At 72.7% G+C, this 16,880-nt stretch carries 12 protein-coding genes; 7 read left to right on the top strand and 5 right to left on the bottom strand.

Annotated features, from left to right (window positions below; all coding sequences use genetic code 11):
* The first annotated feature begins 7 nt into the window (after window positions 1–7).
* From Sru02f_RS22185 to Sru02f_RS22175, 3 genes are all read left to right on the top strand, one after another.
* Window positions 8–577 (top strand): DUF4303 domain-containing protein, encoded by a 570-nt coding sequence (locus Sru02f_RS22185; RefSeq protein ID WP_109032274.1) that lies wholly within the window; start codon window positions 8–10, stop codon window positions 575–577.
* A gap of 54 nt (window positions 578–631) precedes the next feature.
* Window positions 632–2,539 (top strand): molecular chaperone HtpG, encoded by a 1,908-nt coding sequence (gene htpG, locus Sru02f_RS22180; protein ID WP_109032275.1) that lies wholly within the window; start codon window positions 632–634, stop codon window positions 2,537–2,539.
* Window positions 2,540–2,798: 259 nt separating this feature from the next.
* Window positions 2,799–4,097, top strand: coding sequence for a YeeE/YedE family protein (locus Sru02f_RS22175; RefSeq protein ID WP_109032276.1), 1,299 nt, complete (start codon window positions 2,799–2,801; stop codon window positions 4,095–4,097).
* Between the two features lie 65 nt (window positions 4,098–4,162).
* On the opposite strand, the gene Sru02f_RS22170 is transcribed toward Sru02f_RS22175, so the two are convergent.
* The 5 genes from Sru02f_RS22170 to ligA form a co-directional block, all read right to left on the bottom strand.
* Window positions 4,163–4,720, bottom strand: a complete 558-nt coding sequence (locus Sru02f_RS22170; protein ID WP_109032277.1) for a TetR/AcrR family transcriptional regulator — start codon at window positions 4,718–4,720, stop codon at window positions 4,163–4,165.
* A 10-nt stretch (window positions 4,721–4,730) separates the two neighbouring features.
* Window positions 4,731–5,312 carry a sugar O-acetyltransferase gene (locus Sru02f_RS22165; protein ID WP_109032278.1) on the bottom strand — a complete coding sequence of 194 codons (582 nt, stop codon included), beginning with the start codon at window positions 5,310–5,312 and terminating at the stop codon, window positions 4,731–4,733.
* A 71-nt stretch (window positions 5,313–5,383) separates the two neighbouring features.
* On the bottom strand, window positions 5,384–6,598 hold the full coding sequence (locus tag Sru02f_RS22160; protein WP_109032279.1) for an MFS transporter: 1,215 nt from the start codon (window positions 6,596–6,598) through the stop codon (window positions 5,384–5,386).
* Between the two features lie 70 nt (window positions 6,599–6,668).
* Window positions 6,669–7,784 (bottom strand): serine hydrolase domain-containing protein, encoded by a 1,116-nt coding sequence (locus Sru02f_RS22155; RefSeq protein ID WP_109032280.1) that lies wholly within the window; start codon window positions 7,782–7,784, stop codon window positions 6,669–6,671.
* Between the two features lie 174 nt (window positions 7,785–7,958).
* Complete coding sequence (ligA, locus tag Sru02f_RS22150) at window positions 7,959–10,049, bottom strand: NAD-dependent DNA ligase LigA (RefSeq protein ID WP_174855093.1); 2,091 nt, start codon at window positions 10,047–10,049, stop codon at window positions 7,959–7,961.
* 124 nt (window positions 10,050–10,173) lie between these two features.
* Between ligA and Sru02f_RS22145 the strand changes: the two genes are divergently transcribed.
* The 4 genes from Sru02f_RS22145 (at window position 10,174) to Sru02f_RS22130 (ending at window position 16,874) form a co-directional block, all read left to right on the top strand.
* Window positions 10,174–12,690, top strand: a complete 2,517-nt coding sequence (locus Sru02f_RS22145) for an ATP-dependent Clp protease ATP-binding subunit (protein WP_109032282.1) — start codon at window positions 10,174–10,176, stop codon at window positions 12,688–12,690.
* Window positions 12,687–13,205 carry an SRPBCC family protein gene (locus Sru02f_RS22140; protein ID WP_109032283.1) on the top strand — a complete coding sequence of 173 codons (519 nt, stop codon included), beginning with the start codon at window positions 12,687–12,689 and terminating at the stop codon, window positions 13,203–13,205. Before Sru02f_RS22145 ends, Sru02f_RS22140 begins: the two co-directional genes overlap by 4 nt.
* 63 nt (window positions 13,206–13,268) lie before the next feature.
* Window positions 13,269–15,563: an FdhF/YdeP family oxidoreductase gene (locus Sru02f_RS22135; protein WP_109032284.1), complete on the top strand. Its 2,295-nt coding sequence runs from the start codon at window positions 13,269–13,271 to the stop codon at window positions 15,561–15,563.
* 99 nt (window positions 15,564–15,662) lie between these two features.
* Window positions 15,663–16,874 carry a Cmx/CmrA family chloramphenicol efflux MFS transporter gene (locus Sru02f_RS22130; RefSeq protein ID WP_109032285.1) on the top strand — a complete coding sequence of 404 codons (1,212 nt, stop codon included), beginning with the start codon at window positions 15,663–15,665 and terminating at the stop codon, window positions 16,872–16,874.
* Window positions 16,875–16,880: the final 6 nt, after the last annotated feature.

Here is a 16,880-nt window from a genome sequence, read left to right as displayed (position 1 = left end):
GCCCACCGTGCAGCCCACCGAGTCCGAACTGGCCGACGCCGTCCACCGGGCGGCCCGCGCCGCCCTGCTCGACCTGTTCCGCGAGCACCCCGACCACCGGTTCTACTACTGCACGTTGGTGACCTCCGGGGAGGGCTACGGGCCCGCGCTGTCCGCCTGGTCGGCCGAGGCACTGGCCGCCGAGTCGGAGCGGCAGGGCTGCGCGCCGCTCGACATCAAGTGGTCGTACGCGGACTCCCCGTTCTGCTGCTACGGCGAAGCACACCTGGAACCGGTCCGCCCGCTCTTCGAGGCCCGTGGCGACCTCTTCGACCTGCCGGACGACGAGGCGGACGCGGAGTTCGAGCTGCGCCTGCGCGCCATGGAGACGGCCGTGGCCCGGCTGGACGCCGAAGGCGTCTTCGGCACCGGCGCCGACCGGCACCGCGTCGTCGCCACCGTCGAGGTGCCGTCCGAGGACGGCAACGACGAGCGGACCCTGCGGCTGAACCCGCCCGAGGCGCTGGCGGACTGGGCGGTGGAGACGGGCGCGGACGTCGTCCGGCCGGCGCCGACGGACGCGCCCTCGCTGTTCTAGAGTTGCCCTCACCAGTGCAGACGACTCTGTGGACCTGTGAGGTACTCACCAGCCATGACGACCGAAACGTTTGAGTTCCAGGTAGAGGCGCGTCAGCTGCTCCAGCTGATGATTCACTCCGTCTACTCGAACAAGGATGTCTTCCTGCGCGAGCTCGTCTCCAACGCCTCCGACGCGCTGGACAAGCTGCGCCTGGCCACCCTGCGCGACGACGCGCCCGACGCCGACGTGAGCGACCTGCACATCGAGTTGGAGGTCGACAAGGACGCCCGCACCCTGACCGTGCGGGACAACGGCATCGGCATGTCGTACGACGAGGTCACCCGGCTGATCGGCACGATCGCCAACTCGGGCACCGCCAAGTTCCTGGAGGAGCTGCGGGAGGCCAAGGACGCGGCCGGGGCCGACGGTCTCATCGGCCAGTTCGGCGTCGGCTTCTACTCGGGCTTCATGGTGGCGGACGAGGTCACCCTGGTCACCCGGCACGCCGGAGAGACCGAGGGCACCCGGTGGACCTCCCGCGGCGAGGGCACGTACACCCTGGAGCGGATCGGCGAAGCCCCGCAGGGCACCGCGGTCACGCTGCACCTCAAGCCCGCCGACGCCGAGAACCAGCTGCACGACTACACCTCCGCGTGGAAGATCAAGGAGATCGTCAAGCGGTACTCGGACTTCATCACCTGGCCGGTCCGCCTGCTGCCCGAGCCGGGCGGCGACGGAGACGGCGCCGAGGCCCGCGAGGCGGAGACGCTCAACTCGATGAAGGCCCTCTGGGCGCGCCCGCGCGACGAGGTGTCCGACGACGAGTACCACGAGCTGTACAAGCACATCGCCCACGACTGGCGCGACCCGCTGGAGACGATCCGGCTCCAGGCGGAGGGCACCTTCGAGTACCAGGCCCTGCTCTTCGTGCCCTCGCACGCCCCGCACGACCTGTTCACCCAGGGCTACCAGCGCGGCGTCCAGCTGTACGTGAAGCGCGTCTTCATCATGGACGACTGCGAGGAGCTGCTGCCGCCCTACCTCCGCTTCGTCAAGGGCGTCGTCGACGCGCAGGACCTCTCGCTCAACGTCTCCCGCGAGATCCTCCAGCAGGACCGCCACATCCGGATGATCCAGCGCCGGCTGACGAAGAAGGTCCTCTCGACGGTCAAGGACCTCAGGACGTCGGCGCCGGACCGCTACGCCACGTTCTGGCGGGAGTTCGGCGCGGTACTCAAGGAAGGCCTGGTGACCGACTCCGACAACCGGGACGCGATCCTCGCCGCCTGCTCGTTCGCCTCCACCCACGACGCCGAGGAGCCCACGGCGCTCAAGGACTACGTGGAGCGGATGAAGGACGGGCAGGACGACATCTACTACATGACGGGCGAGTCCCGGCAGGCCATCGAGAACTCCCCGCACATGGAGGCGTTCCGGGCCAAGGGCGTCGAGGTCCTCCTGCTCACCGACGCCGTCGACGAGGTCTGGGTCGACGCGGTGGGGGAGTACGAGGGCAAGACGCTGCGCTCGGTGGCCAAGGGGGAGATCGACCTCTCCGGCACCGACGAGGACAAGAGCGAGGCCGAGAAGGAGAAGCAGGGCGAGGAGTACGCCGGGCTGCTCGGCTGGATGACCGAGCACCTGGGCGAGGAGGTCAAGGAGGTGCGGCTCTCCTCCCGCCTCACCGTCTCCCCGGCGTGCGTCGTCTCCGACGCGGGTGAGCTGACGCCCGCCCTGGAGAACATGTACCGGGCGATGGGCCAGGAGGTGCCCGGCGCCAAGCGGATCCTGGAGCTCAACCCGGAGCACCAGCTGGTGAAGTCCCTGAACCGGGCCTGGACCGACCGGCAGGACCGCGCGGAGCTGACCGAGACCGCCGATCTGCTGCACGCCCTCGCGGTGCTCGCCGAGGGCGGCCGGCCCAAGGAGCCCGCCCGGTTCGTGCAGCTGATGGCGGACCGCCTGGAGCGCACGCTGTAACCGGGCCGCGAGGACACGGGCTCCACGCCGTCCCGCCATCCGCATGGCGAGACGGCGTGGCATCCGGAGCGCACCCATCCGTATCTTCGTACGCATGTATGCATCGGCTCCGCAGCTGTGCCTCGCGCTCTTCGCGTGCTCGGCGTGGTGCGTCGACGACGGCCTCTGTCGCCGCTGACCCTCCGGACCGGCCGCGCTCCCCGCGCCGCCGGTCCGCCCGCGTCCGCCGTCCCGTGCACACCACCCCGGAGATCCTTCCGTGACCACCGCACCCCCGGCCGGGTCGTCCCCGGCCGCACCGCCGCGCGCGTCCACCCCGCTGTTCGCCCCCTCGCCCACCTCCTCGGCCCGGCCCGAGGCGCCGCCCCTGCCACCGGTGCGGCGGACGCCGCTCGCCGTGTCCGGGCTGCTCGCCGCCGCCCTGACCGCGTACGTGTGGTCCGCGCACGGCGCCAAGCCCGGTGTGCTGCTCCTGCTCGGCCTGGGCCTCGGCGTCGCCCTCTTCCACTCCCGGTTCGGCTTCACCTCCGCCTGGCGGCAACTGGTCGCCGTCGGCAACGGGACCGGGCTGCGGGCGCACGCCCTGCTCCTCGGCACCACGGCCACCCTGTTCGCGCTCGTCATCGGTACGGAGACCGGACTGTTCGGCTCCCAGCCCGCGCCGTCCGCCGGGCCGATCGGCGTCGGTCTGTTCGCCGGTTCGGCGCTCTTCGCGATCGGCATGCAGCTCGGCGGCGCCTGCGCCTCGGGCACCCTGTTCGCGGTCGGCTCGGGGCAGACGTCGATCGTGCTGACCCTGGGCGGCTTCGTCGCGGGCGCCACGCTGGCCGCCTGGCAGTTCGACCTGTGGAAGGACCTCCCGGCCTGGGAGCCCGTCGTGCTGTCCGAGCACATCGGCTGGTTCGGCTCCTGGGCCGTGACCGTCGCCGCACTGCTGCTCGTGGTGCTGGTCAGCCGGCGGATCCAGGCCCGCCGCAACCCGCCGCCGCTGGGTGCCGTGCCCTCGGCGCGTCGCGCGGCCGTCCGTGCCGTCCGCGGGTCCTGGCCGCTGGCTGCCGGCGCCCTCGCGCTGGCCCTGCTCGGCGCGGGCGTCCTGCTGGTCTCCGGCGGCGCCTGGGGTGTCACCAGCGCGTTCAGCCTGTGGGGCTCGGAGCTGGTCGGCGCGCTCGGCGGCCACCCGGAGAACTGGACCTGGTGGCAGCGGCCCGGCAACGCCGAGATGCTGGCCGGTCCGGTGCTCGCCGACAAGACCAGCCTCACCGACATCGGCATCATGATCGGCGCGGCCGTCGCCGCCTCGCTCGGCGGCACCTGGGCGCTGCACCGGGGCATCCCCTGGCGTACCGCCGTGGCGGCGGTGCTCGGCGGCGTACTGATGGGCATCGGCGCCCGGCTGGCCGGCGGCTGCAACATCGGCGCCTACCTGGCGGGCATCGCCTCGGGCAGCCTGAGCGGCTGGCTGTGGGGCGCCTTCGCGCTGGCCGGCACCTGGGTGGGCCTCAAACTGCGGCCCCTGTTCGGCCTGGGCAACCCGAAGCCGGGCGACGGCGTCTGCTGACGGGGGAGGCCCGTGCGGCGCGGGGGTCAGGCCCGCGCCGCACGGGCTGCTGGGGGCGCCGTTCCCTAGGGGGCGGGCCGGTCCGTGGTGGTGATCCGGGCGATGGCCTCCAGGGTGAGGGCGCGGCCGTGCGGCTCCCGGGCCAGGGCACGGTGCAGCGTCAGGCCCTCGATGAGGGCGTCGAGCTGGCGGGCCGTGTCGGGGTCGAAGTGCTTCTCCAGGTGGACGCGGCTGCGGCGCATCCACTCGTGGGTCAGCTCCCGGTAGGCCGGTTGCCGCGCGGCGAGCGTGTACAGCTCCTGGGTGAGCACCAGGTCGCGCTGGCTGTCCTCGGACAGCTCGTGCACGAGGTCGGCCACCGCGGCCCGGGCCTCGTCGCGGTCGGCGGCGGCGCCGAGATGCTCGTCGAACACCGCGACGATGTGGTCGGTGAACCGGCCGAACGCCTCCCGCAGCAGCTCCTCGATGCCGCTGAAGTGGTACGTCATCGAGCCGAGCGGTACCCCCGCGCGCTGCGCGATCCTGCGATGGGAGACGCGTGCGATGCCCTCCTCGGCGATCAGGTCGAGGGTGGCCGCGAGGATGCGCTCCCGCCGCTGCGGATCCGTGTGTCCGGTTGCCATGGGAGCAGACTTACACGTTCCGCACCGGCCGGGCAGGGTTGCCGACCGCCACGACGTTCGCCGGTACGTCCCTGGTGACGACCGCACCGGCACCGATGACGGAGTTGTCCCCGATGGTGACGCCCGGCAGCACGATCGCGCCGCCGCCCAGCCAGACGTTGTCGCCGATGACGATCGGGCGGGCGGCCTCCAGCTTGTCCCGCCGGGGACCGGGCTCCAGGGGGTGCGTGGGGGTGAGCAACTGGACGTTCGGCCCGATCTGGCAGTCCTCGCCGATGGTGATCGCCGCGACGTCCAGCGCCGTCAGGTTGTAGTTGACGAAGGTGCGCGCGCCGACGGTGATGTTGCTGCCGTAGTCGACGTACAGCGGCGGCCGCACATGGGCCTCGGCGCCCAGGGAGCCGAGCAGTTCGACGAGGAGCGGTCGCGCCGCCTCCGCGTCCTCCGTGTAGGCGGCCTGGTAGCGGGCGGCCAGCCGCACCGCCTGCTGCTGCCTGCGGGCGATCTCCGGGTCGTCGGCGATGTAGAGGTCGCCCGCCTGCATGCGTTCGAGGTTGGTGCGGGAGTCGCCCGCGAAGTGGTCCGTCGGCATGCGTCCGATCCTACCCCCGAAAGCGTACGAACGTACACTCTCGATGGGGCGCGTCGCCCGCGCGGTACGGCTCAGCGGTGCCGGGGCCGGAGCACTCCCGCGCACAGCAGCACGAGGAGCCCCGCGAGCGGCACCACCAGCAGGCCCACCCGCAGACTCGTCGCGTCGGCGACCAGCCCCACTACCGGAGGCGAGAGCAGGAAGCCGAGCCGCATCAGCCAGGAGACCAGGGTCAGCCCCGATCCGGGCTTGAGGCCGGGCAGTTCGTCGGCCTCGTGCATGGCCGCCGGTACCAGCGTCGCCACCCCGAATCCGGCCGCGGCGAACCCGAGCACCGTGCCCGGCACCGTCGGCACGGCCAGCGCCAGACCCATGCCGACCGCGGCGATCAGGGCGCCGGAGCGGGCCACCGCGCGCTGGCCGAAGCGGTCCACGAGCCGGTCGCCGACGATCCGGCCGACGAACTGGGCGCCGACCAGGGCGACATACCCGGACGCGGCCAGCGCCGCCGTGGCGTGCAGCGAGTCGGAGAGGTAGAGGGTGGCCCAGGACATGCCCGCGTCCTCGACGAGGGTGCCGGCCGTGGCGATGAGCACGAGGGCGGCCAGCACCCAGCCGGTGCGCAGGCCGGCCGCCGGCGCCCGGGTCGGCGACGGCGCGGGGTCCTCGGCGCCCGTCTCCGCGGCCGGTTCCGCCTCGGTCTCGGGGCCCGGCAGGCAGTAGCGCAGGGCGACGCAGGCCGCGACCGCGAACACCGCGGCGGAGAAGAGCAGGTGCGGGCCCCGCGAGACGCCCAGCGCGATCGCGGCGGCGGCCATGGAGCCGCCGGTGACGGCGCCGATGGACCAGATGGCGTGGAAGGAGTTGATGATGGAACGTCCGTAACGGCGCTGCACCCGCAGGCCGTGGGCGTTCTGCGCGACATCGGTGAAGGCGTCCATCGCCCCGGCCAGGAACAGCGCTCCCGCGAACACCACGACCGAGTCCGCGAGTCCGGCGGCGAGGATGCCCACGCCGGTCAGCAGCGTGCCGCCGACCGCCACCCGCGCCGAGCCGAACCGGCGCACCAGGACCCCGGCCGCCAGCCCGGCCGTGATGGCTCCGGCCGGGAACGCCGCCACGGCCAGTCCGTAGGCGGCGTTCCCGATACCGAGGTCCGCCTTGATCTGCGGATACCTCGGCAGCAGGTTGGCGAACAGGGCCCCGTTGGTGAAGAACAGCACGGCGACGGCCACCCGGGCCCGCCGATCGGCCAGGGCGGGCCGGCGCAGTACGTCAACAGTCATGCGCGGGAGCCTACCCGTCGGGGCGTACGAACGTACACTCCCCACGGTCCCCGGCTGGAAGGGCTCCCTTTCAGCGCCCCTTGGCGCACAGGGCCGCGTCCACGGCGCCCTGGAGATGACGCAGGCTGTCGCCCTGGGCCGCCCAGGTCGTGGTGTAGACGGACACCGTGCCCCGGCCGCCCGTGGCCCGGCCACCGCCCACCGAACCGCCGGGCAGGTCGCCGCCGTGGCCCCAGTAGACGCCGCCGCAACTGAGCGGGATGGAGGCGACGCCGTAGCCGTAGCGACTGCCCGCCGGGTAGACGTCGCGGCCGCCGATGTCGGTGGTGTCCCGCGTCATCAGGCGCACCGCCCAGCCCGGCAGCAGGCGGCCGCCGAACAGACCGTCCCAGAAGGCGTTCAGGTCGACGGGAGTGGACACCAGGCCGCCGGACGCGCCGAACTCGTACCCGGGCAGCTCGGTCACGTCCACCCTGCCGTCCTGCGGGTGCGCCGGATGGACGCCGTAGTTCCGGGCGTGCGGGCCGCGCAGGTCCAGCTCGCCGGGCGCGGGCCAGTAGGTGTCGTCCAGGTGCAGCGGGCGCAGGATCGTGCGCTCCACGTACGTGCGGAAGCCGACCCCGGACACCTCGTCGATCACCATGCCGAGGACCAGGTAGTTGGTGTTGGAGTAGCCCCAGTCGGTACCGGGCTCGAAGACGGGCTCCGCGTCCAGTGCCAGGGCCAGGTACTCCTCGGGCGTCCCCGGCCGGGTCCAGTCCACCAGCGCCGAGTACTCCGGCAGCCCGCTGGTCTGCTTCAGCAACTGCCGTACGGTGATGGGGCTGTCGGCGAGCTGCGGCACGTAGGAGCCCGCGCGGTCGCCGAGGCCCAGGCGGCCGTCCGCCACCAGCCGCAGCACCGCGGTCGCGGTGAACGCCTTGGTGTCGCTGGCGAGCCGGAACCGGCCCCGCTCGTCGGTCATCGGCCGGCCCGAGTCCAGGTCGGCGACGCCGGAGGTGCGGGTCGTCCTGCCGTCGTACGCGAGCGCGCCGGGCACGCCGTCGCGTGCGGTGAGCAGGTCCAGTTGGCGCTGCACGGCGTCGGGGTGGCCGGGACGGCCCGGGTGGGCCGCCGCCGCGGGCGCGAACACCCCGGTGAGCGCGGCGGCGAGCAGGACCGCGGCGGCGAGGCGCTTGCGGTGCATGTGTCTTCCCCCTGTTCGTGGCCGCCCGACTGCGGCGGGCGGACGGTGTCCGTTCACCGACGACCCTCTCAGGGCCGGGAAGGAAGATCAGTGGGGCCGGCCCCCGGCCCGGGGGTGTCACCAACACCCCCGCCAGCGCCCCTCGCCAACCCCTCCGTGCAGGTGCGCCCGTGCTCAGCCCAGCAGGTCGGCGACGAGCACGGCGAACTCCTCGGGGGTGGCCAGCCGGACGCCGAGCTGCTCCGCCTTGGCCCGCTTCGAACCCGCCCCCTCGCCCGCGACGACGAGCGTCGTGTTCTTGGAGACGCTGGAGGAGGCGCGTCCGCCGGCCCGCTCGATGAGTTCGTTCATCTCGTTGCGGCTGAGCCGTTGCAGGTGTCCGGTCATCGCGCCGGTGACGACCACCTTCATGCCCGCCAGCGGCCCGCCGGCCTCCGGTGCCTCGGCCGTCGCCCCGTCCGCGCCGTCCGGGTCGGCGGGCGGGGGCGGGGTCGCGCCGGGCTCGGTCATGTTGACACCGGCCGCGGCGAGCTTGTCGATGAGCGGGGCGAGTTCGGCGATCTCCGCGACGACCGAGGGGGCCTTCTCCACCCCGATGCCGTCGACCCGCTGCATGGCCCCGGCGTCGGCGGCGCGTATGTGGTCCATGGTGGCGAAGTACCGGGCGATGCGCCGGGACATGGACCGGCCGGTGCCCCGGACGCCCAGCGCGCACAGCACCCGGGACAGCGGCTGCTCCTTGGCCCGGGCCAGCGCGGCGAGCAGGTTGTCGGTGCTGGTCTCGCCCATCCGCTCCAGGGCGAGCAACTGCTCGCGCCGGAGCAGGAACAGGTCGGCCAGGTCGGCGACGAGCCCCGCCTCGACGAGCTGGACGACCCGGGTGGTGCCGAGCCCCTCGATGTCGAGCTGGTCCCGCCCCGCGGCGTAGGCGAGGGAGGCGACCAGGTGGCAGTTGCGGCCCTGCGCGCACCGCCAGCGCTCCTCGCTCGTGTCGATGTCCGAGCCGCAGCGCGGACACGCCTCCGGGAAGACGATGGGCTGTTCCCCGCCCGTCCGCAGATGTGCGACCGGCGCCTCGATGCGCGGAATGACGTCACCGGCGCGGTGCACCATGACGTGGTCGCCCAGCCGCAGACCACGACGGGTGATGTCGGCCGGGTTGTGCAGCGTGGCGTAGGTGATCGTGGAGCCCTCGATGACCACCGGTTCCAGGACGCCGCGCGGCGCGATGATGCCGGTACGGCCGACGTTCCACTCCACCTCCAGCAGCCGGGTGATCTTCTCCACGGCCGGGAGCTTGTACGCGATCGCCCACCGCGGCGCCCGCGAGCCCGACCCGGCGGCCCGCTGGTCCGCGGCGAGGTCCGCCTTGACGACGATCCCGTCGATGCCGAACGGCAGCTCGGCACGGAGCGCGGCGATCTCCTGGACCCGGGCCACCACCTGCTCGGGCGTCTCGACGACCACGTCCGGCACCGCGGTACCGGTGCTGGTGTGCACGCCGAGCCCGGCCGCCGCCTCCATCAGCTCGCTGTACGGCAGCTCCGCCAGCCGCCCCGCGAGTGCCGGGTCGGTGTCGGGCAGGGCCAGCAGGCCGTACCCGAAGAACGTCATCGGCACCGTGTAGGCGCGCTCCTTCGCGCGCAGGGTGCCCGCGGCCGCGTTGCGCGGGTTGGCGAAGGGCTGCCCGCCGTGCCGGATGCGCACCTCGTTGGCGTGCTCGAACTGGGCCGTCGTCATCAGGATCTCGCCCCGCACCTCGACGGTGACGGGCTCCGCCAGCGTCTCGGGCAGCCCCTCCACGGTGCCGATCGCGTGCGAGACGTCCTCACCGGCCGTGCCGTCGCCCCGGGTGATCAGCCGGGTGAGGCGGCCCTCCCGGTAGCGGGCGGCGACCGCGAGGCCGTCCAGCTTGGGGCCCACGCTGAACCGCGTGACCTCGCGGTCGACGCGCCGGGCCAGGGACGCCGTCCAGGCGGTGAACTCCTCCGGCGAGAACACGTTGTCCAGGCTCAGCATCGGCACCGTGTGCGGCACGTCCCCCTCGGCCGCGCCGCCGGCGACCTTGCCGGTGGGGGAGTCGGGCAGCACCTCGCCCGGGTGCTCGGCCTCCCACGCGGCGATCCCTCTCGCCAGCCGGTCGTAGGCGTCGTCGTCCAGCGGGGAGGAACCGCCCGCGTAGTAGGCGGCGGCCGCGCGCGCGGCGTCCTCGACCGCCTGGGCGTAGGCGGTGGCGTCGACGATCACAGCTGCAGGAGTAGTCATGGCCCAGATCATGCCGCCCACCACTGACAACGGGTCCGCGCCGCCGAGCGGCGGCCGCTCCGCTTGCGGAGCCGCCGACATGGGGTTTCGGTGGAATCGACTCGCCACCGCCCCAGGAGCTGTCATGTCGATGTCGTCGTTCGGATTCGGTGCGTCCGATCCGTTCAGTGAGCTGTTCAACCGGTTCTTCGGAACGTCGCCCGCCTCCTCGCCCCCGGCGGTGCAGCGGGTGCCGATCGGACGGCTGCTGACCGAGTCCTCGCAGGAGCTCCTCAACCTGGCGGCACGGCGGGCGCTGGAGGACGGGACGTCCGACCTGGACACGGAGCACCTGTTGTGGGCGGCCACGAAGGTCGAGCCCGCGCGGGGACTGCTCGCCCGGGCGGGCGCCGACCCCGACGCCCTCGCGTACCGGATCGCCGAGGTCCTGCCCCGCGAGGCGGGCGAGCCGTCCGCCGAACCGGGCCTCACCCCGGCCGCCAAGCGCACCCTCGCCACCGCCTACGCCCGCTCCCGGGCCTCCGGCGTCTCCTACATCGGTCCCGAGCACATCCTGGGCGCCCTGCTGGCGGACGGCGACACGGGAGCGGCCCGGCTGCTGGGCGCGGAGGGGCAGGACATCGACAAGCTGGAGGGGCTCACCGAACAGGCCGCCCGTTCGGGCGGCGGGACCCCGGGCGACGACGGCGGGAAACCGGCCACCACGCTGGACGAGTACGGACGGGACCTGACCGACGAGGCGAAGGCCGGGAAACTCGACCCCGTCGTCGGCCGCGCCGAGGAGATCGAGCAGACCGTCGAGATCCTCTCCCGGCGCTCCAAGAACAACCCGGTGCTGATCGGCGAGCCCGGCGTCGGCAAGACCGCCATCGTGGAGGGACTCGCCCAGCGCATCGTGGCCGGTGAGGTTCCGAACACCCTGAAGGACAAGAGGGTGGTCGCCCTCGACCTGTCCGCCATGGTGGCGGGCGCGCAGTACCGGGGACAGTTCGAGGAGCGGCTCAAGAAGGTCATCGAGGACGTCCAGCAGGCTCGCGGCGACATCATCCTGTTCATCGACGAACTGCACACCGTCGTCGGCGCCGGGGCCACCGGCGAGGGCTCCATGGACGCCGGCAACATGCTCAAGCCGGCCCTCGCACGCGGCGAACTGCACGTGGTGGGCGCCACGACCATCGACGAGTACCGCAAGTACGTCGAGAAGGACGCCGCCCTCGAACGCCGCTTCCAGCCCGTGATGGTCCCCGAGCCCTCGGTCGAGGAGACGGTGCAGATCCTCGAAGGCCTGCGCGACGCCTACGAGGCGCACCACCAGGTCCGCTTCGCCGACGGAGCGCTGACCGCGGCGGCGGAACTGTCCGACCGCTATATCAGCGACCGCTTCCTGCCCGACAAGGCGATCGACGTCATGGACCAGGCGGGCGCCCGGGTACGGCTGCGCAGCGCGAGCCGTTCCACGGAGGTCGTCAGCCGCGAGGACCGCATCGCGAAGCTGCGCCGGGAGCAGGAGCAGGCCGTCGCCGCCGAGGACTACGGCCGGGCGGGCGAGCTGAAGCAGGAGATCGCCGAGGCGGAGGGCGAACTCGCGGGCATCCAGGAACGCCGCGAGGGCGTCGTCTCCGTCACCGCCGACGACATCGCGGACGTGATCTCCCGCCGCACCGGCATCCCGGTCTCCCAGCTGACGGCCGGGGAGAAGGAACGGCTGCTGAGGCTGGAGGAGGAGATGCACGCCCGGATCGTCGGCCAGGACGAGGCGGTCACCGCCGTCTCGCGGGCCGTGCGCCGCAACCGGGCCGGCATGGGCGACCCCGACCGGCCCGTGGGCTCCTTCCTCTTCCTCGGCCCCACCGGCGTCGGCAAGACCGAGCTGGCCAAGACCCTCGCCGAGCTGCTGTTCGGCGAGGAGAACCGCATGGTCCGCTTCGACATGAGCGAGTTCCAGGAGAAGCACACGGTCGCCCGGCTCGTCGGCGCGCCCCCGGGCTACGTCGGCTACGAGGAGGCCGGCCAGCTCACCGAGAAGGTCCGCAGGCAGCCCTACAGCGTGGTCCTGTTCGACGAGGTGGAGAAGGCCCACCCCGACGTCTTCAACACGCTGCTGCAGATCCTCGACGACGGCCGCCTCACCGACGGACAGGGCCGCACCGTCGACTTCCGGCACTGCGTGGTCATCATGACGTCCAACATCGGCGCCCACCGCATCCTCGACCACAAGGGCGACGTGTCCGACCTGAAGGACGAACTCATGCAGGAGCTGCGGGGCCGGTTCCTGCCGGAGTTCCTCAACCGCATCGACGAGATCATCGTCTTCCACGGCCTCACCCAGGACGACCTCTCGCGGATCGTGGACCACCTGCTGGCCCAGAGCGAACGGCGGGTGCACGCCCAGGGCATGACGCTGAAGGTCACCGAGGCGGCCAAGAAGCTGCTGATCGCCCACGGCCACCAGCCGGAGTTCGGCGCCCGACCGCTCCGGCGCACCATCCAGGCCGAACTCGACAACCGCGTCGCCGACCTGCTCCTCGGCGGCGAGGCCGACCCCGGCGACACCATCGTCGCCGACGTGGTCGACGACTCCCTGCACTGCACGGTCGACAAGTCCGGCACCGCACGATCCGCGGAGGCGAGCGGCACATGAGCACCGTCGAGGAAACGATCGAGATCGCCGTACCGGTGCGCACCGCGTACGACCAGTGGACCCAGTTCGAGTGCTTCCCGCGGTTCATGACCACCGTCAAGCGCGTCGAACAGGTCAGGCCCGCCGTGACCCTGTGGGTCGTCGGACTCGGCCCCCTCCGCCGGGAGTTCGCGACCGAGATCGTGGACCAGGTGCCCGACTCGCACCTGACCTGGCGCAGCCTCGGGCAACGCCACGGCCACCGGGGCGAGGTGACCTTCCGGCCGAGCGAAGGGGAGCGCACCTCGGTGACCGTGCGGATGTCGGCCGAGCCGCGCGGACTGACGGGCCTGCTCGCCCTGGTCCCCGGGGCGGCCGGCCGCGTCGTGCGGCGCGAACTGGCGCACTTCAAGGCGTACGTCGAAGGACACGGGGAGGCGAGCGGCGCCTGGCGGGGGACCATCCGGGACGGCCAGGTGCGGCCGGAGGAGCCGGAGCCGCCGCGCAGCCGGGTGGCCGTCTGGCCCGTGGGCTGAGAGGCCCCGCCCCCCTACCGGGGCCCCGTACCCGGAAGACAGCGAACGAGAGGCGATCCCCCGATGAAGAAGCCGCCCAGGGACGAACCCCGGGACGACCTGACCGTCACCCCGCCCAAGACCTGGGCCGCGGGCGTGCCCGCCGTGGTGCACGCACTGGAGTACTCCCTGGCGCAGACGTCCCCGAAGGAAACCGCGGTGGACCTGCTGACCATGAACCAGGTCGACGGGATCGACTGCCCGGGCTGCGCCTGGGCGGACCCCGCACCCGGCCACCGGCACCGCAACGAGTACTGCGAGAACGGCGCCAAGCACATCAACGACGAGGCGACGACGCGGCGGATCACCGCAGACTTCTTCCGCGAGCACTCCGTCTCCCACCTGGCCCGGCGCTCCGACCTGTGGCTGAACCAGCAGGGGCGGCTGACCGAGCCGATGGTGAAGCGGCCCGACTCCGACCACTACGAGCCGATCAGCTGGCGCGACGCCCTCGACCTGCTCGCCGGGGAACTGAAGGCGCTCGACAGCCCCGACGAGGCGGTCTTCTACACCTCGGGCCGGGTCAGCAACGAAGCCGCCTTCGTGCTGCAGCTCTTCGCCCGCGCCTACGGCACCAACAACCTGCCCGACTGCAGCAACATGTGCCACGAGTCGAGCGGCTTCGCCCTGCACGAGACCCTGGGCACCGGCAAGGGCACCGTCAGCCTCGACGACCTCCACCACGCCGACCTCATCTTCCTGGTGGGACAGAACCCCGGCACCAACCACCCGCGGCAGCTGTCCGCGCTGGAGCAGGCCAAGCGCAACGGCGCCCGCATCGTCGCCGTCAACCCGCTCCCGGAGGCGGGGCTGCTGCGGTTCAGGAACCCGCAGAAGGCCGGCGGGGTGATCGGCCAGGGCGTCCGGATCGCCGACCGGTTCCTGCACATCCGGCCCGGCGGCGACCTCGCCCTGTTCCAGGCACTGAACCGGCTGCTGCTCGAGGCCGAGGACGCCCGCCCCGGCACGGTGCTGGACCACGCGTTCATCCACGACAGCACCAGCGGCTTCGAGGAGTTCGCCGAGCACGCCCGGCAGGCCTCCTGGGACGACGTGGTCGCCACCACCGGTCTGACCCGCGAGGAGATCGAGCGGGTCCGCGACGAGGTACTGCGCAGCAAGCGGGTCATCGTCTGCTGGGCGATGGGCATCACCCAGCACAAACACGGCGTGCCCACCATCCGGGAGATCGTCAACTTCCTGCTGCTGCGCGGCAACCTCGGCCGGGCCGGAGCCGGCGCCTGCCCCGTGCGCGGCCACAGCAACGTCCAGGGCGACCGCACGATGGGCATCTGGGAGCAGATGCCGGACTCCTTCCTGGACGCCCTGCGCGACGAGTTCGGCTTCGACCCGCCGCGCGCCCACGGCCTCGACTCGGTCGACTCGATCAAGGCGATGCGGGAGGGCCGGATCAAGTTCTTCCTCGGCGTCGCGGGCAACTTCGTCCGGGCCGCCCCCGACAGCGCGGTCACCGAGGAGGCCATGCGGAGCTGCCGCCTCACCGCCCACGTCTCCACCAAGCTCAACGGATCCCACACCGTCTGCGGGCGGACCGCGCTGATCCTGCCCACCCTCGGCCGCACCGAACGCGACCAGCAGGCGGGCGGCGAGCAGTTCGTCACGGTGGAGAACTCCATGAGCGAGGTGCACACCTCCCGGGGACGCCTCAAGCCGGCCTCACCCCTGCTGCTCAGCGAGGTCGCCATCCTGTGCCGGCTCGCCCGCCGCACCCTCGGCGCGGGCCCCGGGAACGTGCGCTGGGAGGAGTTCGAGGCCGACTACGGCACGATCCGCGACCGGATCTCCCGGATCGTGCCGGGCCTGTACGACTTCAACCGGCGCGTGGCCCGCCCCGGCGGCATCCGGCTGCCCAACCCCGTCAACGAGGGCGTCTACCGCACCGCCACCGGCAAGGCCGTGTTCACCCGCAACACCTGGCGCACACCCGACGTGCCGGAGGGCCACCTGCTGCTCCAGACCCTGCGCTCGCACGACCAGTGGAACACCATCCCCTACACCCTGAACGACCGCTACCGGGGCATCCACGGCAGCCGCCGGGTGGTCATGGTCAACCCGGACGACCTGAGCGCCCTGTCCCTGACCGCGGGGGACCGTGTCGACGTCGTCGGCGTCTGGCACGACGACACCGAGCGCCGCGCCGAGGGCTTCGAGGTGGTCCCGTACCCCACCGCCCGCGGGTCCGCCGCCGCGTACTACCCGGAGACCCAGGTCCTGGTCCCGCTGGACAGCGTCGCCGACATCAGCAACCAGCCCACCTCCAAGGGCATCGTCGTCCGGCTGGAGCGCGTGACACCGTAGCCGCATCGTGAGACGGGCCCCGCCGCGGGAATGGCGGGAAGCGGGGCCCCGTTGACACCTGTCATGCCCGACTCTTCCCCACGGCCCACGGCCGGACGCATGCCGCTCGCCGTCTACATCCTCGGCCTGTCCGTCTTCGCCCTCGGCACCAGCGAGTTCATGCTCTCCGGACTGCTGCCGCCCATCGCCGACGACATGGACGTGTCGATCCCGCGAGCCGGGCTGCTGATATCGGCGTTCGCGATCGGCATGGTGGTCGGCGCGCCGCTGCTGGCCGTGGCGACCCTGCGCCTGCCCCGCAAGACCACGCTGGTCGCGCTGATCTCGGTGTTCGGCGTCGGCCAGGTCGCGGGCGCGCTCGCGACGAGCTACGAGGTCCTGTTCGTCTCGCGGGTCGTCAGCGCGCTCGCCTGCGCAGGCTTCTGGGCGGTGGGCGCGGCCGTGGCCATCGCGATGGTGCCGGTGACCGCGCGGGCCCGCGCGATGGCCGTGATGATCGGCGGACTGTCCATCGCCAACGTCCTCGGCGTCCCCGCGGGCGCCTTCCTCGGCGAGCACCTGGGCTGGCGGTCCGCGTTCTGGGCCGTGGGCGGCGCGTCCGCCGTCGCGCTCGTCGGCGTGGTGACCCTGATCCCCCGCATCCCGCTGCCCGAGCGGCGGCCCCGGCTGCGGGGCGAGCTGGCGATCTACCGGGACCGCCAGGTCTGGCTGTCCATCGTCGTGACCGCGCTCGCCGCCGGCGGCGTCTTCTGCGCCTTCTCCTACCTCGCCCCGCTGCTCACCGACGTCGCCGGACTGGCGGACGGATGGGTGCCGACCGTGCTGGCGCTGTTCGGCGTCGGCGCGCTCATCGGCACGACGATCGGCGGCCGGGTCGCCGACGCCCACCTGTTCGGCGTACTGCTCTCCGGCATCACCGCCTCGACGGTGCTGCTGGCCGCCCTCGCGCTGTTCGCCACCAGCCCCGCCGTCGTGATCGTCCTGTCGCTGCTGCTCGGCGTCTCCGCGTTCTACACGGCGCCGGCGCTCAACGCGCGCATGTTCAACGTCGCCGGTGCCGCGCCCACCCTCGCGGGCGCGACGACGACCGCCGCGTTCAACCTGGGCAACACCGGCGGGCCCTGGCTCGGCGGCACGGTGATCGACGCGGACCTCGGCTACGAGGCCACCGCCTGGGCGGGCGGGGCGATGACCCTGGTCGCGATCGCCTTCGTCGCCGTCTCCCTGCGGCTGCACACCCGGTCGCGCGTCGTGGCGGGCGGCGGCCCGGCCACCGAGACCGCGAGCCTGGAGCGGGCCCAGCGGGTGTGACCCGGG

Source organism: Streptomyces rubrogriseus (assembly GCF_027947575.1).
Classification (GTDB): Bacteria; Actinomycetota; Actinomycetes; order Streptomycetales; family Streptomycetaceae; genus Streptomyces; species Streptomyces rubrogriseus.
This window is presented reverse-complemented; position numbering and strand designations above follow the sequence as displayed.